This is a genomic window from Microcoleus sp. T3_A4, from assembly GCF_036700465.1.
In the GTDB taxonomy this organism is placed as follows: Bacteria; Cyanobacteriota; Cyanobacteriia; order Cyanobacteriales; family Microcoleaceae; genus Microcoleus.
In genome coordinates this window covers 1-22,081 of sequence record NZ_JAUBOY010000008.1, presented here as the reverse complement: position 1 = coordinate 22,081, position 22,081 = coordinate 1, and the positions used below count along the sequence as shown (strand labels likewise).

At 44.6% G+C, this 22,081-nt stretch carries 10 protein-coding genes; 5 read left to right on the top strand and 5 right to left on the bottom strand.

Annotation, left to right across the window (positions count from 1 at the left end; genetic code table 11):
- Positions 1 to 63 precede the first annotated feature (63 nt).
- Positions 64 to 2,208: a SpoIIE family protein phosphatase gene (locus tag QUA07_RS06445; protein ID WP_333323499.1), complete on the bottom strand. Its 2,145-nt coding sequence runs from the start codon at positions 2,206 to 2,208 to the stop codon at positions 64 to 66.
- A 176-nt stretch (positions 2,209 to 2,384) separates the two neighbouring features.
- Here QUA07_RS06445 and QUA07_RS06440 point away from each other — a divergent pair, with 176 nt between their 5' ends.
- The gene (locus QUA07_RS06440) at positions 2,385 to 2,744 is read left to right on the top strand and encodes a VOC family protein (protein WP_190663367.1); all 360 of its coding nucleotides are present in this window, start codon (positions 2,385 to 2,387) and stop codon (positions 2,742 to 2,744) included.
- 3 nt (positions 2,745 to 2,747) lie between these two features.
- The gene (locus QUA07_RS06435) at positions 2,748 to 4,028 is read left to right on the top strand and encodes a recombinase family protein (protein ID WP_333323496.1); all 1,281 of its coding nucleotides are present in this window, start codon (positions 2,748 to 2,750) and stop codon (positions 4,026 to 4,028) included.
- Between the two features lie 49 nt (positions 4,029 to 4,077).
- On the opposite strand, the gene QUA07_RS06430 is transcribed toward QUA07_RS06435, so the two are convergent.
- The 3 genes from QUA07_RS06430 to QUA07_RS06420 all read right to left on the bottom strand — a co-directional run bounded on the left by QUA07_RS06430 (position 4,078) and on the right by QUA07_RS06420 (position 10,830).
- Complete coding sequence (locus tag QUA07_RS06430; protein ID WP_333323646.1) at positions 4,078 to 5,295, bottom strand: adenylate/guanylate cyclase domain-containing protein; 1,218 nt, start codon at positions 5,293 to 5,295, stop codon at positions 4,078 to 4,080.
- A 194-nt stretch (positions 5,296 to 5,489) separates the two neighbouring features.
- Positions 5,490 to 9,170 (bottom strand): GAF domain-containing protein, encoded by a 3,681-nt coding sequence (locus tag QUA07_RS06425; protein ID WP_333323494.1) that lies wholly within the window; start codon positions 9,168 to 9,170, stop codon positions 5,490 to 5,492.
- A 106-nt stretch (positions 9,171 to 9,276) separates the two neighbouring features.
- Positions 9,277 to 10,830 carry an ATP-binding protein gene (locus QUA07_RS06420; protein ID WP_333323492.1) on the bottom strand — a complete coding sequence of 518 codons (1,554 nt, stop codon included), beginning with the start codon at positions 10,828 to 10,830 and terminating at the stop codon, positions 9,277 to 9,279.
- Between the two features lie 652 nt (positions 10,831 to 11,482).
- Here QUA07_RS06420 and QUA07_RS06415 point away from each other — a divergent pair.
- The 3 genes from QUA07_RS06415 (at position 11,483) to QUA07_RS06405 (ending at position 20,156) form a co-directional block, all read left to right on the top strand.
- A complete protein-coding gene (locus tag QUA07_RS06415) occupies positions 11,483 to 12,805 on the top strand; it encodes an AAA-like domain-containing protein (RefSeq protein ID WP_333323490.1) in 1,323 nt (440 codons plus the stop codon).
- A gap of 229 nt (positions 12,806 to 13,034) precedes the next feature.
- Complete coding sequence (locus QUA07_RS06410) at positions 13,035 to 16,613, top strand: AAA-like domain-containing protein (protein WP_333323488.1); 3,579 nt, start codon at positions 13,035 to 13,037, stop codon at positions 16,611 to 16,613.
- A 27-nt stretch (positions 16,614 to 16,640) separates the two neighbouring features.
- Positions 16,641 to 20,156 carry a WD40 domain-containing protein gene (locus QUA07_RS06405; protein ID WP_333323486.1) on the top strand — a complete coding sequence of 1,172 codons (3,516 nt, stop codon included), beginning with the start codon at positions 16,641 to 16,643 and terminating at the stop codon, positions 20,154 to 20,156.
- Positions 20,157 to 20,398: 242 nt separating this feature from the next.
- Here QUA07_RS06405 and QUA07_RS06400 read toward each other — a convergent pair.
- A partial coding sequence (locus QUA07_RS06400; protein ID WP_333323484.1) for a calcium-binding protein occupies positions 20,399 to 22,081 on the bottom strand: 1,683 nt, incomplete at its 5' end.

The window sequence follows — 22,081 nt, the reverse complement described above, 5'->3', positions numbered from 1 at the left end:
CTGCTTCGATGCTTGACCACTAAATCCAAGACCGCTGGTAGAAACCGGGTTGACGACGGTAAATCATAAATTATGCACAATATTTCCCTGTTGCTTCAATACTAGCAAAGTAATGTCATCAAAAACCTTTTGTTTTCCAATAAAATTTCGCAAATCAGCGATGGTGGCTTCCTTGATTTGTTCGGCGCTCAAGTGCCAGTTTTGAGAAACAACTTCACAGAGTCTTTCAATACCATAGAATTTTTTGTGCATATTTCTAGCTTCGGGAATGCCGTCAGTGTAAAGCACCACCCCGTCCCCCGGCTCTAAGTCTACTAAAACATGGCTAATCCAATCGGAAATATCCTCATCTAAGGCGAGCGGAAATCCTAAATTCATGGTGTCTATCCGCTGGATTTTACCACCTTTCCTGACCACAAGAGTTTCCTCATGTTGACCGCTGATACTAATTGTGCGATCCGCATAGTTTAGCAAAGCTAGTGTCATATTTTTGTCGGAGTTCATGCGCTGGACATTTTTATAAATAGTGCGGTTGAGGGTATCTAAAAAACGCACCGGGTTGGATTCTTGCATTTCTTGAAGAGTGCGGACAGCAGCTTGAGTCATCACCATCAAAATGCCGCTTTCTAATCCGTGTCCGGTGACATCACCAATGCAAATCGTGACAACCCCGTTAGTACAAAGTACGTCGTAGTAATCACCACCTAATTCCGAGGCTGGCTCCATAAATCCGGCAATATCTAAATCTTGAATGGCTGCGAGTTCAGCAGGTTTTGGCAGAATCAACTGCTGCATTTGTTTGAGCATATCGAGTTCGGAGCTCATGCGAAGGTTTTCCGCTTTCAGGAGCTGGTTGAGAGTGGCAATTTGTTTGGTGGCTGTGGCGAGTTCAGAGGTACGTTCTTTGACTTTATCTTCTAGTGTTTCAAAGGATTCTTGCAGTTGTATCGCCATGCTGTTAAAGGAATTTCTTAAGGTTTCAATTTCCCAGATTTGACTGGAAGCAACTTTCTGGTTAAGAGCACCACCTGCTAGATATTCTGAAGCTTGAGCAATTTGGTTTAGGGGGCGAGTAATCCAGCTAGCGGTGAAAATACCCACTCCAACAGAGACAATGAGAGCCACTATACACAGTAAAATGGTGTAGCGAGTGTTAGCATAAATCTGCGCCATAAAGTCCGCTTCAGGAACTACTACTACACTCAGCCAATTGAGACCGTACTTGTCAGTTAGCGGAGAAACTTGGATAAATTGCCGCTCACCGTTCAGCTTAAAGTCAAGTTGAACAGTTTGCTCGATATCTTCCAAATGCTTGAAGCGTTCGAGCAGATAAACCACACTCTGACGCATCAGCGGGTTGCTGCTTTCTTGTGCTTTTAGCCGCGTTGTATCTTTGCCTGTTCCCACCGAAAGAGGCTGTTCTTTAAGCGAGGTGGCTATTAACTCACCCTGGGGTTCAATGATAAATACTTGACCGGAATTACCCACCCTTAAGGTTTGCAGGAAGTGGCGAATTTGATCTAGTCCCATCTGGCAAGTCAGCACCCCAATTAGTTTCCCTTCGGCATCGTAATAGGGTACACTCGCATTAATTTGCAGCGTACCGTAGCCAAAATTAATATAAACTTCACTCCAAGCTGCCTGTTTCTTCTCAACAGCTACTCTGTAAAAAGGGCGCGTGCGAACGTCATAATTGGGCGTGTTTTTGTCGATTGTTGTCGGGTTTCCATTATCGTCAAGGTTGTAATATATCAAGTCGCCGCCCCCCGGAATCAGTTGCTGGGCAAGCTGAGGTTGTTCAAGTCCAACCAGCCGATTTACCCAACCCACACGCAGGTACTGACCTTTTTCGTTGGCAATTCCCGCGTGACCGATCGACTTAAATTGCAGAACTTGTTTCCAAAAATAGGGTCGAGCTTGCTCCAAATCGTCAAAGTTCAACACCCCCAAAGGTACAGCATCCTGATTAATCTGATTCACCAGTGGCGGAGCTTCCAGATAGGTTTGAACACGTTCGTAAACTCTCGCACTCACTTCCTGCCGCAACTGACTAACAATATCGTTGACTATCTGCTCTCCGTTTCTGTAAGAGAGATAGCCAACGCAGCCAACAGCAGCCAAAATTTGGAGAACAAAGGGAACTACCAAGACATTGCGGAGAGGGAATTTGCCCGCTTTGGAGACGATCGCACTTTTTTGAGAAACCATTGTTAAAAACACTCCCAGGGGGCAGTTTTTTGTTACAAGACTTGATAATAGATATATTAAGAGCGACGGACAATGTTATCATATCAAAAACTCAACCAACATCAAAAAATCTGCGTTCATTAGCGCTCATCTGCCTGCATCAGCGGTTAAAATAAAACAATAAATTCCAACAAACAATGCAAATTACTCAATCCCTCCACTCCGCCCTACTCATCTCCAACCTGGAAAAATCCCAACACTTTTACAGCACCGTACTAAGACTGCAAAAAATCGATCGCGACTTAAAATTTCCCGGAATCTGGTATCAAATCGGCGACTTCCAGCTCCACCTAATTTTAGGTGCAACAATTATCCCAGATGCCGTAGACCATGCCAAATGGGGACGCAACCGACATCTAGCATTTTCTGTGGCCAACTTAGAGGCAGCCAAACAGCAGTTAATCGCTCACAATTGCCCGTTTCAAATGAGCGCGTCAGGTCGATCGGCATTATTTACCCAAGATCCCGACGGCAACATCATCGAACTCAGCGAGTAACAGATGAAAATCATCGCTTATTCTTACACCGAACCGCTACTCGAAGCAGCACCCGCACCGGAAATTTGGGGCCAAGAAGTCGATCGCACCTATCAAGACTTAGGAGGGCGGCAGCAACTGCAACAACTCCTCAAAGACTGCCAAACAGAACCAGTCAAATACTTATTAATTCAGCGGTTTGAAGAACTCGGCGACACCGTACAGCAAGTGTGTTCGCACCTCGCCCAACTCGAAAACCTCGGCGTCGAAATCATCGTACAAGCAGAAACAGAACCGCGAAACCGCCAAAACTTGCTGCAAATCCTCGCAGAAATCCAGCGCAGCCAACACAGCCGGAGTATTCGCAAAGGACACGCCCGCAACCGCATCAAATCCCGGATTCCACCGGGTAAGGCTCCCTACGGCTACCGGCGGGGCAAAGATTGTTATACGATCGATAAAACCACCGCCCCCACCGTCAAAGACTTTTTTGAACACTTTTTAATTTACGGTTCCTTGCGAGGTTCCGTGCGGTATTTAGCCAAGAAATACAACAAAAAAATCTCTGTAAGCACCGGCCGCCGCTGGCTGACAAATCCAGCCTACCGAGGTGATTTGGAATATCAAAACGGTCAAGTAATTTCTAACACCCACGTCCCGATTATTTCCAGAGAAGAAGCCGCCCAAATAGACAGGTTACTGCGCCGCAACCGCTGCCTTTCTCCTCGCAGCGCTAGCGCCCCACGTTCCCTCGCAGGTTTAGCAATTTGTGCAGAATGCAAATCCCCCATGACAGTTGCCAAAGTCACCTCCTACCGCCAAGAAAAAGAATACCTTTATTTGCGACCGATTAACTGTCCAAAACAGCCTAAATGTAGCGGCCTTTCCTACGATGAAGTATTGCAATTAACCATCGCCGGTATTTGTCGGGATTTACCCGATGCTGTTGCTGGGTTGCAAATGCCGAATATGAATGGAATTAAAGCAGGAATTGTCAGGGCGATCGCATCGAAACAAGAAATCATAGAGCAACTTGCGGCCCTGATTGAAAGCGGCATTTTAGACACGGAAACGGCCGAGTTTAGAGCCTACAAAATCCGCACCGAAATTGCCGAACTGCAAAGCAAATTAGCGCAACTACCCCCAGTAAATTTGCGAGAAATTGCCCAAACAGTTTCCCTGCCGCAATTTTGGCTCGATTTATCAGAATCAGAACGCAGGTTTTACTTTCGAGAATTTATCGATCGCATTGAAATCTTCCGGGAAAATACTAATTTGCAATTGCAAATTATTTTCATTTTTTAAGGATTAGTTCAACGTTCATCCGTAGCTTTTAGGTTAGATGCCCGACTTCTTAAAGAAGTGGGGTATTTGGGTACTCTATTACTTCGCTAGGAGAGGAATTCGTTTGACGAGAAGCGGTTTCTACCGCTGAATTACCTTTTTTACCTTTTAGCCAATAGACGCTCATCTCTCCTTTTCCTTTAATCGTGATCGCACCTCTCTCCTCCAATAAATACCCATCTTTTAACAGTTCGTAAATAGCCGTAGTAACTTGAATATATCCCGGTAATCCTTGACATTCCATCCGAGAAGCCACATTAACAGTATCTCCCCACAAGTCATAGATAAATTTTTTAGTGCCAATTACGCCAGCAACTACTGGTCCTGTATGAATGCCAATCCGAATTTGAAATGGTTCGCCTCTGTCAGTTTGAAAATCAGCGATCGCTTCCTGCATATCCAAGGCCATATTCGCGATCGCTTCTACATGATCTGCCCTCGGCACCGGCAACCCCCCCGCTACCATATAAGCATCTCCAATTGTTTTAATTTTTTCCAAACCGTGTTTTTCAGTTAATTGGTCAAACCTTGAAAAAATTTGGTTCAATACATTTACCAATTCTAGAGGTAACATTCTAGCAGCAATAGACGTAAAATCGACAATATCGGCAAAAAGAACTGTTGCTGAATCAAACCTCTGGGCAGGAGAACCCTCGCCCTTTTTCAAATTTTCAACAATCGCTGCTGGTAAAATATTCAGCAATAAATGATCGGACTTTGTTTGAGCAAGCCGTAAAGCTACCTCCACCCCCTGCCGCTCTTTAATTTCGTTTTGCAAACGTTCGACAAGTTCTTTGAATTGCTTCGTTTGCTCTTGAAGTAACTGTTGTTGACTTTGAATAGTTAACTGATTTGCCACTCGTGCCAATACTTCTTTACCATGAAAAGGTTTAGTAATATAGTCAACTGCTCCCACATCAAAAGCTTTCACTTTATCTAAAACATCATCTAAGGCGCTTAAGAAAATCACGGGAATGGAACTGGTTTTTGGTGAAGCTTTCAACTTTGCACATACCTCATATCCATTCATATCTGGCATCATCACGTCCAGCAAAATTAGAGTGGGCGGAAACTCTTGCACTGTAGCGATCGCCCTTTGCCCGTTCAGCGCTTTACGAACCTGATACCCTTGTTCGGTCAAGATTGTAGATAAAAGCCGCACATTATCGGGCTTATCATCAACTACTAAAATGTTGGCTTGAATTGTAGGATAATGATGGCTGTCCATGCGATCGCTCACGGTAGTTGGTCAAGATAAAAGATATTAAGACTTAAGAAGTTTACCTCAAAAAAACGCAACGGTAGAAAATCCGATTTACCTTGCTAAAAATAGATGGCTAGGAGACGGTATTGGGGCGTAATCTTAGGTCTTTTTTAAATAAAATAGCCTCCCAAGTTGAGATTAGTTGAAAACTGTTATTTTTACCTCGTTGCAACTGCTGACTGCGCTATCTCTATAATATCGTCAAATAGGAAATCCTGCACCAAAGTAGTTAAGTATTCTGCAGCAAAAGCAAACTCGCTCGGCATTTCCTCAATCAACTTAACAATTTTATCGTCGCAACATTCATGAGCAGCATGAGATATCTTTTCTACCCACTCAAGAGGCATTTGACCGAGTTGTGACTCGACAGATTGATTGCTAGTCACTCCGCTAATTTCGTTTTCATTTTCTAGTGGTGCATCAACAGATTCCTCGTAAATGTAACGTACTCCTAAAAGTTCTTCCATTTTCGCAAATAGTATCTTTGCCTCGAAGGGTTTACGCATGAAATCATCGCATCCTGCTCCTAAAATAGTTTGTCGTTCCTCTTCAAAAGCGCTCGCAGTAAGAGCAACTATTACAGTTTGTTTTCCGAGAGGATGAGCTTTAATTTTTCTGGTGGCTTCATAGCCATCCATGACAGGCATCTGCATATCCATCCAGATCAGGTGCGGTTGCCAATCCTCCCATACCGCAATAGCTTCTTGACCATCTCTAGCTTCCCGGACGAGGATGCCTAATGGTGACAATAATCTCTCTATGACTAGGCAGTTATCGGCGCGATCGTCAACAACCAAAATCCGGTATTCTGGTTGATTCGGTGCTAAACCCATTACTTTTTTCTGCGGTTTAAGAATTTTAATTTCAGTGGGAGTGGCATGGTTGATTTGAATATCAAATGCAAACTTACTTCCCAACTGAGGTGTACTGCTGACTGTAATATCTCCTCCCATCATTTGTACAAATTTGCGGCTAATTGGTAAACCTAATCCAGTCCCCTGTTGAGACTTTTGACCTGTTTTTGTTTGCTCAAATGGTTCAAATAACTTATTCATTTCTTCTGTGGCAATGCCAAGGCCAGTATCTTCAATTTCAAACTGAAGGCGTAACAATTCCGGGTAAAGGTGATTCGCGTCTACACAATCACAGTGTGCCAAGCTTTCGGACTCATTAAAACCAGTGCACCATCCGGGTTTCCTTTGTATAGCTGTGGTTTCAACCGCTAAGCTTTCGGAATGTTCAGAACCCGCGCCGACAAGTTTTGTTTGTGTGTCCGAAAACTCTGCGGTTTCAGCCCCCAAACTTTCTTGTACCTTCTTTTTCACTCGCAAAGTAACGCTACCCCTCTCTGTAAACTTGATCGCATTTCCTACAAGATTAATCAAAATTTGCCGCAATTTACCTTCATCTCCCGTAACAAAGTGTGGTACGCCGTCACCCACTTCCAAATTTAGCTGCAATTTCTTAGATTTAGCTTTTAATCGGAACATTTCTTCTAAGGTTTTTAGCAAGCGCATTAAATTAAAACTGCTTTCATTAAGCTGACTTCTGCCGGCTTCTATTTTGGACATTTCCAAAATGTCATTAATTAGGGCAAGCAAGTGTTCACCGGCGCGATTAATAATTTCTAGGTGCTGTTGGTGTTGATTGTTGAGAGATGAATCGCGCACCATCACCTGACTAAATCCGAGAATGGCATTCAGGGGAGTCCGCAATTCATGGCTCATAGAAGAAAGGAATTCGCTCTTGGCGCGGTTAGCTGTATCAGCAGCTACAACAGCTTTTTGTAATGCTGTTTCTGCTAATTTGCGATCGGCAATTTCTGTTTTTGCTTGTTCAAAAAGGGTGGATTGCTGGATGGCAATTGCTAGCTGCACGGAAATTTGCTGGAGAGATTCTATCTCCGAAGAAGTCCAATGTCTTTGACTGCTGCAGTGATGAGCAATGAGTAGCCCCCATAGTTTTTTACCTTGCAAAATGGGAACCACGAGGTTAGCTTTAATTTCAAACTGGCTCAGTAAATTAACGTGGCACTCTGAAATACCTGCCGTATAAATATTGTCGATCGCGCGCAGGTGTCCCTGCTCATAAACAGAGACGTAGCGTTCTCGAAAACAAGGGTCATTAATGTCAATTCCCAAAATTGGCATCGTACCCACGGCTACAGACTCGACGGCTATAAATCCACTCCAATCTGGGTTAAAGCGGTAAATAACTGTTCTATCAGTTGACAAAAACTGCCGGATTTCTTCCACAGCCATTGTCAGCACTTCTTCTAAGTTAAGAGAGGAACGAATTCGCTCTTGAATGGAATTCACGAGCCGCTCCCTTTTTACTTGTTGCTGCAAAGCTGCTTCCGCCTGTTTGCGAGCCGTAATATCTACTCCATAACCAACGCACTCCACAGGTATGCCAGCAGCATTTTTGACCAACTTAACCTCATCGTATATCCAGCGATAACTACCGTCTTTGTGCCGTTCGCGGTATTCGTAGGAAATCGCTTCTTTTTCCAATATCTGAGCGAAGGAAGTAGCAACAAGTTCTTGATCTTCTGGGTGAATCAGGCTATGCCAATCAAGGGAACCATCAAGAAATTCTCGCGCTTCATAACCAATCATTGAAACAATGTTCTCGCTAACAAATGTTACGTCATAATTTCCCCCTAATTTGCAGCTAAAAATCACCGCCGGAGTAGTCGCCAGCAAATATTGCAAGCGTTCGGTGACAGAACGCAAGTTTAACTCGGCTTGCTTGCGATCGCGAGCTTCCATTGCTAAAGCTGCGATCTGCGCCACATAGCTAGCGAAGCTTTGTTCGTCGAGCGTCCAATGCCTCGTCGTTCCTTGATGTTCTAAACAAATTACACCCGCAATTTGTCCTTGATGGGTAATAGGAACATCTAGCATCGACGAAATGTTTAAAGGCGTCAAATAAGATTCGCTAAATTCTCGGGTGCGCGGATCGGTTTTGGCATCAACCGCTGCGAGTACCTGTTCTGTATTCAAAGCTTGGAAATAGCTAGGATAGTCAGCAACTTTCAGTGGTGCACCCGCGCTGTGTTGATTGGGAGTCAGTTCGTAAAGATCCGCACAGCACAGTGCGGATTTATCTTCCTGATAAAACCAAATACTTGCCCGATCGACATTCAGAGTACGGGTTGCCATTTGTGTAATCTCTCTCAACGCCTCGCCGATATTTCCCTCGTAAATACTCGAATTTTTGGCTAATTCTAGCAAACCATTTTGTTGTTCTGTTAACCTAGTTTCTCGTTCCCGTAAAGCGGATTCAGCGGCTATTCTTTCTCTTATTTCTGCTTCTAAATAACCATTAATTTCTCTCAACTCGGTGGTGCGCTCTTGAACTTTTATTTCTAAGTCATCATAAGCGTGGCGCAACGCTAATTCTGCATCTTCACGCACCGCAATCTCACTCTGCAACTTGCGATTTATGGCTTCTAATTCTTGGGGGGTTTTTAAAGACAAAAACTGGGGCAATAGTGTTACCATCGAGGCGGCGGTGTAGCAGGAAACCAGTGCAGTAATTCCTTTTTCAATCCCCGACAGCCAATAAGCGGAATGCCACAACGTCCAAATGTCGAGCAAGTGACCCGTGCCGCAGAGAATAATAAATGCACCAAATAGAGCAAATATTCCTAAAAAAGGAACATCGCGCCGCTTGAAGATAAAATAAATTAGCATCGCCGGAATTGAATAGTAGGCGATCGCGATTAAAAAGTCCCCAGTTACGTGCAGCCACACTAAAGGCGTTTGCCAAAGATAGCAATGACCGTGAGGCATATACTGAGTTGGGGAAAAGATATTTTTGAGTGCTTCCCACATAATACTTGTTATTTGCAGATAATATGGATTTGATGATGCCTCAGTTAGGCAAAACAACAAACGAAACCGAAAATTGTAGCTGGATTCAGCATTATTTATTAACGCCTCAAGCCAGCTTGTTCATAACAGCTTGCTTCTGCAGTAGGTGGCGATCGCCCAATTGCGATCGCAAAGGAATTTCAATGATAAACTCAGTCCCTCTCCCAACCTCGGAAGTGCAGCGCAAATAACCTTCATGGGCTTGAATAATCTGATAAGAAATCGCCAAACCCAGCCCGGTACCAGCACCAATAGGTTTCGTTGTATAAAATGGATCGTAAATTTTAGCGATCGCATCATAATCTATGCCAGTGCCATTATCAGCAATGTGAATCTGCACCCACTTGCCATCAACTAAAAGCGTGCGGATGCGAATTTTTAGGAGTGGGCAATAGGTGTTTTGTAAGTTGTCATAAAAATTATTTTCCCAATAGCCGTTGGGGAAATCACCCTGCGCTACACTCTGTTCTAAAGCATCAATAGCATTAGAAACAATGTTCATAAATACTTGATTAAGCTGTCCCGCGTAGCATTCCAATAGTGGCAAATCTCCATACTCTTTAATCACTTGAATCGGCGGACGGTTTGGTTGTTCTTTCAAGCGGTGCTGCAAAATCATTAAAGTGCTATCGATTCCTTCATGGATATTTACCTTTTTCATGTCGGCTTCGTCTAAGCGGGAGAAAGTGCGTAAAGATTTAACAATTTCCCTAATTCGCTCTGCTCCAATTTTGATCGAACGAAAAATTTTTTGCAGGTCTTCTAAAATAAAACCTAGATCAATTCTGTTAATCTTGTCTACAATTTCCGGTGCAGGAGTGGGGTAATAAACTTGATAAGCCTTAATCAATTCCAAAAGCTCTTTAATGTATTCCTCAGCCGGAATCAGATTGCCATAAATGAAGTTAACAGGGTTATTTATTTCGTGGGCAACCCCAGCTACCATTTGCCCCAAAGACGACATTTTTTCTGTTTGCACGAGTTGAGTTTGAGCGCCTTTAAGTTGTTGCAGAGCGTTCTCTAACTGTTGAGTTTGTTCTCGCAGTTTAGCTTCCGAGTGCCGCAATGAATTTTCAGCCAAAGAGCGATCGCGATTTTCCTGTTGCAAAAGTTCATTAGCCACTTCTAAAGCGATCGTCCTCTCCATCACCCGTTTTTCCAATTCTAGCATTAATTCCGAGAGTGCTTCTTGAGCTTGTTTGCGATCGCCAATCTCATTTTGTAAAGCTACATTTGCCGCCGCCAATTGATCGGGACTGGGGATAGCCAAGATTTTTGGGATTAGTTCCACCAGCACCGCTGCTGTAGATAGCGAAATCAGCGCGGTAATCCCTTTAAGAAAACCAGAGAACCAATAATTAGGATGCCACAGCGTCCATATTTCCATAATATGGGTAATCCCGCAGCAGATAATAAAAGAGCCAAACAGCATGAAAACCCAGTCAAAAGGCACGTCCTGCCGCTTTTTGACAATATAAATCAGCGTGATCGGTATCAAAAAATAAGCGACGGCTATCAAGCCATCGGACAAAACGTGTAGCCCCACTAATCCAGGCTTCCACAAGTAGCAATGACCGTGAGGAATAAAATAATTTGAAAACATTTCATGAACCATTTGCATCAAATTAACTCGGTTATTTGCTAATCTTTTTGAGAGGTGGTTACAGGAAAATTTAAAAAACTGCTGACCCCAAAATAAAAATTAGGCTTTTGGACTTAACACTTGTGATGAGTAAATGCAGCGATATGAAACTACTTGTAATTAAATTAACATCAATCGACTAAGCTTTAGCAAGGTCAACTGTCACATTTGTAATTCTGCTTTCACTATCAACTGTGACACCGGCATGACATTTTGGGCAACGATCAAGAAAAACTGAGCGCAGATTCTTTTCCAGTAAGAGCGCCAGCGCCCATTAAAATTGGGTTATAGCACTGAGTGACCAGTCAGGCAACGGGGTAATTACCAGATTTAACGGATGTCACGGATTTAAATTAACGAAGAGAACCATTCTCAAAAACCTGTAGAGGTGCGTTCACTCTTGTACCCTTGAAAAGTGCAGACAGGTCAAATACACCCGCCCCCACCCCGCGAGGGAATTCTTGATTATTGACAGTGATAGTCTTCGGGCATATTTAACCGATTTGACCAATTACCCCCTGAAAAATGTCGCGACAGGATCGTGTCGAAATCCAATCGGCGATCGCTCTGAACTTTACAGTCAATCATAAGTGATAATATCAACGATACATTTATATGGTGATTGCCAGATATGACGATAGATGAGGTACTACAGCTAACTCGTGTGCGATTACAAAAAGATTTATATCCAGTACAAGAAATCATACTCCGCCAAGTTTGGGAAGGAAAGACTTATACAAGTATTGCATCTGCCTCTCATTACGGAGAGCATTACCTGAGAAACATCGCCTCATCCTTGTGGCAATCTCTCTCTCAAATCTTGCAGACATCTATTAGCAAATCAAATTTTCGCTCTTGTGTAGAATCACGTTCCCTGACCACAGAGGAACGAGAATTAATTGAAGAATTCACCCGCAGCGAATGCCTCGCAACACCTTTAGAATTTCCCGGCTCTCCCGTGCCCCTCGGTTCGCCATTTTATATCCATCACCCGCTAATTGAAGAACTCGCCTATCGAGAGATTACCAAACCAGGAAGTGTGCTGCGGATTAAAGCTCCCAGGAAGATGGGAAAAAGTTCCCTTCTGCTAAGGATTTTAGATCGTGCAAGTTCTCTTGACTATCGAACAGTAAGTTTAGATTTTCAGCAAGCCGAGGAAGCTGTTTTAGACAACCTCGATAAATTTTTACGCTGGTTTTGTGCCAACATCAGCCGTCACCTAGAATTACCACCTCTATTAGATGATTATTGGGATGAAGACATGGGTAGCAAAGTAAGCTGCACCATATATTTGCAACAATATGTATTAGCAGAAATCAGTACCCCTCTTGTGTTAGCTTTAAATGAAGTAAATAGAATTTTTGAGTATCCAAAAATTGCCCGAGAATTTTTGCCGCTGCTGCGAAGCTGGCATGAAGAAGCAAAGCGGATTAAAACCCTGGAAAAACTGCGGTTAATTGTTCTTCACTCCACAGAAATTTATATTCCTTTAAAGCTCACTGAATCGCCTTTTAATGTCGGTTTACCCCTGCAATTGCCCTATTTTACAGGAGAGCAGATACTTGCTTTAGCCCAGCGTCACGGACTGGATTGGACAGATGGCCCCAATGGCGATCGACTAATGGCAATGGTGGGGGGACATCCTTATCTGGTGCGGCTAGCTCTTTACCACCTGTGTCAAAACAGTGTAACGCTAGATCAGCTACTACAAGAAGCTCCGACAATAGCGGGAATTTATAAGGATTACTTGCGGAGTTTTTGGGCAACATTCCAAGAGTATCCCGAACTTGCGGTTGCACTTAAACAAGTGGTAAAATCGGAACACGGAGTGGAATTAGAGCCGATAGTGGCTTCTAAATTATTTAGTATGGGACTGATTAATATCGATAACAACCGCTGTACGCTAAGCTGCGAGTTGTACCGCCTCTATTTTGGTTCGTACAACTTTATTTAGAGTCGGCTTTACAGTTTCTTTTCGTAATCCAATATCCGCCTTGAAAACTCCACTTTTCCTGGCGATTGGAAATCGCTGCTATACAAACAAAGTCCGCCTACCCGGACTAAAAAAAGGGGTAATTAACCAAAATTGGGCATTATTTATATTATAATGAAGCTCCAGCACCACATCCTCACCTCTAAATAAATTTACTACATACTCACCTTTAAACCCACCCATAAACGGCATGACCCAGGTAACATACCAAATTGGGGGCAGTCTCGCGAGTGATGCGCCTACATACGTAGTGAGGCAAGCAGATTCCGAACTTTATGAAGCCTTAAAAGCTGGCGAATTTTGTTACGTCCTTAACTCCCGGCAAATGGGTAAATCTTCTCTCTTAGTCCGTACCCTGCACCGACTGCAAGCCGAAGGATTTCAATGCAGCACGATCGACCTGACCCGCATCGGTAGCGAAAATATCACTCCCTTACAGTGGTATAAAGGAATCGTTGGGGATTTGTGGCGCAGCTTCAATTTGTTAGGAAAAGTTAATTTAAAAACTTGGTGGCGCGACGAAGAAGAGGTCTCATTTTCGCAAAGATTGAGTCATTTTATTGAAGATATCGTGCTGGTCAATTTTCCTCACGAGCGGATATTTATATTCATCGATGAAATCGATAGCATTCTCAGTTTGGATTTCGCTGTCGATGATTTTTTTGCCTTAATTCGGTTTTGCTACAATCAGCGAGCGATTAATCCAGAGTATAACCGCATTACTTTTGCAATTTTTGGAGTAGCGACGCCAAGCGATTTAATTGCCGACAAAAAGCGAACTCCTTTTAATATCGGTCATGCTATAGATTTGCATGGTTTTGAGCTGCACGAAGCCCAACTATTAGTTAAGGGATTAGAGAGTGCCGTCAGTAATCCTCATGCCGTTCTCAAACAAATATTAGCTTGGACTTCAGGACAGCCATTCCTCACCCATAAAATTTGCTATTTGGCGTATAGAGCCAGCCGAGAAACGGCAGGCGGATTAGTAAATATTCCCCCGGGAACAGAGGCATTTTGGGTGGATAGTTTGGTACGATCGCAAATCATCGACAAATGGGAATCGCAAGACGAACCGGAGCATCTGAAAACGATAGGCGATCGCATCCTGAGAAACGAACAACGCGCCGGAAGATTGCTCAGCATTTACCAGCAAATTCTGACCCCCCCGCCTTCGGCTCCCCCCCTTACTAAGGGGCGGCTAGGGGGGGTACCAACCGATGACAGCCGAGAACAAATCGAACTATTGCTATCGGGTTTAGTGGTAAAGAATGCAGGCTATTTGCAGGTAAAAAACCGAATATATCAAGAAGTATTTAATATAGAATGGGTAGAAAAAAAATTAGGACAACTGCGTCCTTACTCCCAATCTTTCGATGTTTGGGTCGCTGCCAAACAAACAGATGATTCGCGCCTTTTGAGGGGACAAGCCTTAAAAGATGCTCAAATCTGGATGCAGGGAAAAAGTTTGAGCGATTTAGACTATCAATTTTTAGCAGCTAGCGCCGAACTCGACAAACAAGAAATGCAACTGACCTTAGAAGCAGAAAGGTTAAAAGAAGTCGAAAAAAATGCCAGACGGCAAAAGTGGTTTATTGCTGCACTCTCTTTAGCATTAGCGATCGCCCTCGGTTTAGGAACAGCAGCTTTTTGGCAATATCGTCGAGCTACATTGAGTGAGGTAGAAGCGATCGCCACCTCCTCCGAAGCCCTCTTCACCTTAGAGCAAAAATTAGACAGCCTCATCGCCGCCATCAAAGCCAAGCGCAAACTGCAACAACTGGGTGGAGCAAATCCCGAACTAGAAAAGCGCGTGCAATTATTACTAGAGCAGGCAGTTTATGGAGCTTCCGAGTTCAACCGCTTATCAGGACATCAGGCGACACTGTATAGATTAGCAATCAGTCCCGACGCTCAGACCATTGCCTCTGCAAGTACAGATAACCAGGTCAAACTCTGGCAGCGAGATGGCACCCTGATTGCGACTCTTCCCCACAACGGTATAGTGTGGAGGATGGCTTTTAGCCCCGATAGCAAACTCCTCGCTTGCGCCAGTGGAGATGGCACAGTTAAAGTTTGGCAGCAAGAGGGAACATCTTGGCCGGGTCCCAAACTCCTACACACCCTTGAGGGACACAGTAAGGAGTTTAACGGTGTGGCGTTCAGCCCAGATGGCGAGACTTTAGCTGCATCCGGTGAGAATAACACCGTTAAACTCTGGGACAAAAACGGCAATTTATTAACCATTCTCGATCGCACCGATGCGGTGAGGAGCCTGAGCTTTAGCCCCGACGGGGAAATGCTCGTTAGCGCAAGTGCGGAGGGTACGATCCGATTGTGGAAAAAAGACGGCCCATTCTGGGACGCAGTAAAGTTACTGCGAACGTTTCAAGCACATAGCGCTGCAATTTGGGAGGTCGAGTTCAGTCCTGACGGCGAGATATTTGCCTCCGCGAGCATGGATAAAACTGTTAAACTTTGGCCCTCCCATGCCCCGTCAGACGAAGAGTTACAGCCCCTGCGAACCCTTAAAGGTCACGCATCTGGCGTTGAGAGTCTAGATTTCAGTCCTGACGGTGAGATTATCGCCACAGCCAGCGGCGATCGCACAATCAAATTTTGGAGCAAAGACGGCAAAGATCTCAGAACTTTTGCAGGACATCGCAGTGCGCTATGGAATATCGCTTTCAGTCGTGACGGCAGTTTCATTGCTTCCCTGGGTATAGGAAATGCTGTCAAACTTTGGCAGCCGAAAAACATTTTTTTCTTGCCCCTGCTAGGTCACGACGCTGCTGTTTATAGAGCTGCTTTCGCTCCTGACGGTAAAATCGTCGCCACTGCCAGTACAGACGGCACGGTGAAACTTTGGCGCGTCGATGGCACGTTGCTGAAGACGCTTAAGGAGGGTACAGGGGGGCTTTGGGATGTGGCATTCAGTCCTGACGGTAAACTTATTGCTTCAGGGGGTGAAAAAACAGTTAAACTCTGGCACAAGGATGGCAGATTTCTGAGAGAAATCAACGCCCACAAAGGTGTAGTTTACGGAATTACTTGGAGTCCGGACGGTAAAATTATTGCCTCCGCAAGCTCAGACGGCACGGTGAAACTCTGGCAGCCAGACGGCGTGTTAGTGCGAACTCTGAAGCTAGATGGCAACGCCTTCTGGAGTGTGGCCTTTAGCCCTGATGGAAAAGCTTTAGCCGCCGTCGGTAGCAGCGGTACTCTCGCGATCTGGAAGCCCGATGGCACTTTGTTGCAGGCGATTGATGCCCATCAGGCTATGACTATGGGGGTCAGTTTCAGTCCCGATGGCAAGACGATCGCCTCAGCCAGTACAGATGGCACCGCCAAACTCTGGAAATTAGATGCCTTATCGACTCTTATTGACACCTCAGTTCCTCACTCTTCACAGCTACGGAGAACGCTTAAAGGTCACGCACAGGGAGTGCAGGGAGTTTCCTTTAGCCCGGATGGTGAAATCGTCGCTACGGCAAGTCTGGATAACACGGTGAAACTCTGGAATAAAAATGGCATCTTGCTGAGGACGCTCACGGGACATAGAGGTTTGGTGACAAAAGTTTCCTTTAGTCCCGACGGCACTTTCCTTGTCTCCGCCAGCCATGACCAAACGGCGATTTTGTGGGATGTGAAGCGAATTCTCAATACAGATCCACTGGTGTTTGGTTGCAATTGGGTGCGAGATTATTTGCGAACAAATGCCGATGTGAAAGAGGAGGACAGACATTTGTGCGATGCAGTGGGCGATCGCTAAATTATCCGAAACAATTAACTATCAATTATGAAAAATTACTCTTACCACATTGGTGGCAGTCTCACCACTGATGCGCCTACCTATGTCGAACGACAAGCAGATATCGAACTTTATCAAGCCTTAAAACGAGGCGAGTTTTGCTACATTCTCAATTCGCGACAAATGGGCAAATCTTCCCTTCTCGTTCGCACCTTCCATCGACTGCAAGCCGAAGGATTTCAATGCAGCACGATCGACATGACCCGTATCGGTAGCGAAAACATTACTCCTTTACAGTGGTATAAAGGAATTGTTGGGGATTTGTGGCGCAGTTTCAATCTGGTAGGAAAAGTTAATTTAAAAACTTGGTGGCAAGAACAAGAAGAAGTTTCTCTCCTGCAAAGATTGAGTCAATTTATTGAAGAGGTATTATTAGCGAGGTTTCCGGAGGAGCGAATTTTTATATTTGTCGATGAGATTGATAGTATTTTAAGTTTAGATTTTCCCGTCGATGACTTTTTCGCATTGATTCGTTATTGTTACAACCAACGAGCAATTAATCCAGAATACAACCGGATTACCTTCGCGATTTTCGGAGTAGCTACACCCAGCGATTTAATCGCTGATAAAAATCGGACACCTTTTAATATCGGAGTGGCGATCGATTTGTCAGGATTTAGCTTAGAAGAAGCGCAACCATTAGCGAAAGGGTTAGAAAATGTCCTAGCCCATCCGCAAGCAGTTCTCAAAGAAATCTTAGATTGGACTGGAGGGCAGCCATTTTTAACTCAAAAAATATGTGAATTAGTGGTAAGAATAGCGGGCGCATCCCACAGCGGGGATTTAAAAATCCCACCGGGAACCGAGGAATTTTTTGTGGAATCGGTGGTGAGAGAAAACATCATCAATAACTGGGAATCGCAAGATGAACCTGAACATTTAAAGACAATTCGCGATCGCATCTTGCGAAACGAGCAACGCATGGGTAGATGGCTGGGAATTTACCTGAAAATTTGGCAAGGCGTGCCAGTGCCAACCGATGACAGTCGAGAACAAATAGAATTGCTACTCAGTGGCTTGGTAGAAAAAAAACAAGGTTTGCTGAAAGTAAAGAATCGAATTTATCAAAAAGTTTTTGACAGCGAATGGGTCGAAACAAAATTAGGATCACTACGTCCTTACTCGCAAAACTTAGATGCGTGGTGGGCGGCAAAACAACAAGATAAATCCCGCCTCTTGCGGGGACAAGCATTGCAAGACGCTCAAAATTGGGCGCGAGGAAAAAGTTTAAGTGACCTAGATTATCAGTTTTTATCCCAAAGTGAAGAATTAGACCGAATCGAAGTGCAACAAGCACTCGAAGCAGCACGACTAATAGAAGTTGAAGCGCGACTGTTCGAGCAGAAAAAAAACGCCCAACGACAAAAACACTTTATAGTAACACTAAGTATGGCATTAATCTTAGCTTTAGGATTGGGAGCGATCGCCTTTTCACAATATCATCAAGCCACTCAAAGCCAACGCAACGAAAAAATTGGTAAAATTCAAAGCATAACGCGGTATTCCGAAGCCCTATTTGCCCTAGATAAGCGGTTAGATGCCTTAATAGAAGCCCTCAAAGCCAGAAAAGAACTACAACTATTAAACGGTACAGATATCCCGACAAATGACATGGTTGAATCGGCGCTACGTCGAGCAATTTATGGAGCAATTGAATATAACCGTTTTTCAGGCAATAGTGGTTGGATGAATGCCTTAGCCATTAGTCCTGATGAGGAGATGATCGCTGTGGGGACAAGCGACGGGGAGGTGCAAATTTGGCATCAAGATGGCAGATTAATTCGCACCTTCAAAGCACATATAGCACCCGTTCTAGGAATTGCCATCAGTCCCGATCGTCAGCTTATCGTTTCTGGGAGTGGAGACTTAACAATTAAACTCTGGCAGCTTAACAGTAGCACAGATAAAGCAGCACTACCTTTACACACTCTCACAGGACATAAAGCTCCAATTTACAGCGTCAAGTTTAGCCAAGATGGAGAATTAATTGTCTCAGCTTCCCAAGATAGTACGGTGAAACTTTGGCGGCGCAATGGCACATTATTCAAGACATTAAGAGGCCATCTTGGCGTAGTCAGGAAAGCAGTTTTTAGCCCAGATGGAGAGTTAATTGCCTCCGCTTCTGAAGATAGCACTGTGAAAATCTGGCGACGTGATGGCACCTTGCTGAAAACGCTTTCACAAAATGAATCTCCTGTTTTATCCATTACCTTTAGTCCTGATGGTAAGGCGATCGCTGCGGGCACTGGAGACGGTACTATTAAACTCTGGCACCGTGACGGCACTTTGTTAAGAACAATTGCCGCCCATGAGGCAGGAGTTCAGGCAATAGCCTTTAGCCCCGATGGAGAAACGATCGCCTCTGGTTCTGATAACCAAATACTCAAACTCTGGAACATTGACGGCACATTACTCACCACGATCAAAGCACATGGCAGCGCAATTAGCGATCTTTCATTTAGTCACAATGGGGAATATCTCGCATCGACTTCTTTTGATGGCACTGTTAAACTATGGAAATTCAGTAATTCCTTGCTGACAATTCTACGGAGACATACTGCTGGCGTTTGGGGAGTAGCTTTAAGCAAAAATCAAGGATTAGTTGTTTCATCAAGTGGAAACGAGGTTTTCCTTTGGCACAGAAACGGTAAGTTGCTGAGGCGATTTGAGGGGCGAAACTCTGCGTTTAGTGGTGTTGCTATCAGTCCCGATAGCAAAATTATTGCTGTCGCTAGTGCAGACAAATCAGTTAAACTTTGGAGTGCTGATGGCACTTTATTAAAGACTCTCCTAGGAGGAGTTGATATGAGGAGAGTTGTTTTTAGTCCTGACGGCCAAATTATAGCTTCTTCCAGTGGGGATAGAACAGTAAAACTTTGGCAGTTAGACGGAACCAAATTGACTACCCTCAGAGGACATAAAGCTGGGGTTTGGGGGGTAGCTTTTAGTCCTGATGGGAAGGTTATTGCTTCAACAAGTGGAGATAAGACAGTTAAGCTTTGGCGGCTTGATGGTAGGTTAATTAAGACCCTTCAAGGTCACAGTAGTTTAGTTTTTGGTGTAGCTTTTAGCCCTGATGGTGAGGTGATTGTTTCGGCGAGTGATGACAAAACGGCTAAACTTTGGAGTCGTGATGGTAAGTTGCTACACACTCTCAAGGGACATATTTCAGGAATTTGGAGTGTGGCTTTTAGTCCTGACAATAAAACGATCGCTACAGGGGGTAGTGACGGTATGATTAAACTTTGGCAACGTGACGGCAATGAGATTACCACTTTAATTGGACATAACGCACGAGTTGGGTCTTTGGCTTTTAGTTCTGATGGTAAAACTCTTGCTTCTGCTTCTGAGGATAAAACAGTAATTCTCTGGAATTTAGAGCAGAGTGTAGAGTTAGATCGGGTACTAGCCTCTGGATGCGATCGCGTGGGGGATTATCTGCGAACCAATGCTGAAGTCAAGGAGGAGGACAGACATTTGTGCGATCGTATTAAAATGGAATAATATCAAGTCCGCTTTATTAGGAAAAAGAGATTAGTATGTGTGGCTATAGCATCAGAATATTAGAGGATATTTATCATACTTGGCTACTTTTTATTGGAAGATGATATAATACTAAATCCGGCTTAAATACTCCTTTTATCTCACTCTGCGGACTCAGACTTCGTTTGTTTAGTAGCGGTTTTAACCGCCGAAGGATACGCAGAATGATCGAGGGTATAGACAAACCGGATTTAGTATAATAATTACAGAGTAATGAAATCGCTAGCGGTGAGAATACCGGGGGTAATATTGTTAAGCTTCGCCAACAATTGATTGGTATCCGTCACAGTAATCAAAGTTTGATTGTTGCTGGAAGTAATACTGAGTTGATTAAAACTCAAATCAGAATTCAACCCAATTAAATCCTCTCCCCTGCGGAAATCATTAATTATGTCGCTACCCGAACTTTGATTGAGGAAAAACACATCATTTCCCGAACCTCCCGTCAATGTATCGTCCCCAACATCCCCGGAAAGGAAATCTGCACCGCTGCCACCACTGAGAATATCATTACCTTTGCCCCCGTACAGGGTATCGTTACCGATGTCGCCACAGATCACATCGTTTTCATTGCCGCCCAACAGCAAGTCGTTGCCCTCACCGCCATCGAGACTGTCGTTTTCTTTGCCGCCGTAAAGCGTGTCATTTCCAAAATTGCCAAAAATCAGGTCTCCACCTTCATTGCCAAAAGCAATATCGTTGCCATTTCCGGCATTAATTGTGTCATTTCCTAAGTTGCCTAAAATGTAGTCGTCACCATCTTCACCCAGCAAGATATCGTCATCTTTGCCGCCGAAAATGCTGTCGTTGCCAAAGCCGCCGGCAACTGTATCATTTCCTAAATCTCCCCTCAACAAGTCGTCGCCCTCACCACCGACAACAGTGTCATTATCCTTGCCAGCGTAGATGGTATCGTTGCCAGCGTCGCCAGAGATGAAATCGCTGCCTTCATTACCGAAGATTGAGTCGTTATCTGCGCCGCCGTCAATGTTGTCATTGCCGCCCATGCCGTAGAGAGTATCGTTGCCGGTAAGTCCGTTAATTGAATCGTTGATGACACCGCCCATGATGAAGTCGGTAGTGTCGCCGCCGTTGATAGTTTGTTGGACGGGGTTGGGGGTGATGGTGGCCGGATCTAGTTGCGGAGGGTTGAGGCTATCGAGTAGGCAATCATCTAATACCGGAGTTGGCGTGGGAGTTGGTGTCGGTTCCGGTGTGGGCGTGGGAGTTGGTTCGGGTGTGGGAGTCGGAGTCGGTTCGGGTGTGGGAGTCGGAGTCGGTTCCGGTGTGGGAGTCGGAGTGGGAGTTGGAGTGGGAGTTGGCGTCGGAGTCGGTGTGGGAGTTGGGGTGGGCGTGACTGTAGGATTAAATTCGTAAGCACCAATATCAACGATCGCACTTCCGTTATTATCACCATCTTGAGGGCGACTCACACCGCGCTGATCTGCCGCCGGCGCGCCCGCACCAGTACCAGTATCAATTGCCGGACTTCCTACTAGCAGTGGCAGCACGAAAGCGCCGTTAATATTTTCCAACGGGCCGAGTAAGGGATCGGCGATCGTAATACTTGCCGTAACATTACTATCATTAGGATCTCCGGTCGTCAGTTTAGCGGGAAATTGAAGATTGTTTCCCCCATCGATTAGCTGCCGTCCAGTGTGCTGCCTAGTTTTAAAAGAGTTACTTGCAGTATTCCTATCAAAAATCGAATTCTTGACAGTAATTGGCGATTTCACAGGATCGTTAAAAGTAGCAATACCTCCCGAAAATTCAGCGGTATTCTTAGCAAAAGTCGAATTGACGATGTTAGTCGAAAAGGAATCTCTGTTAGCGACAACCATTCCTCCGCCCTGCTTAGCAGCGCTGTTGCCGGAAAAGGTACTGTT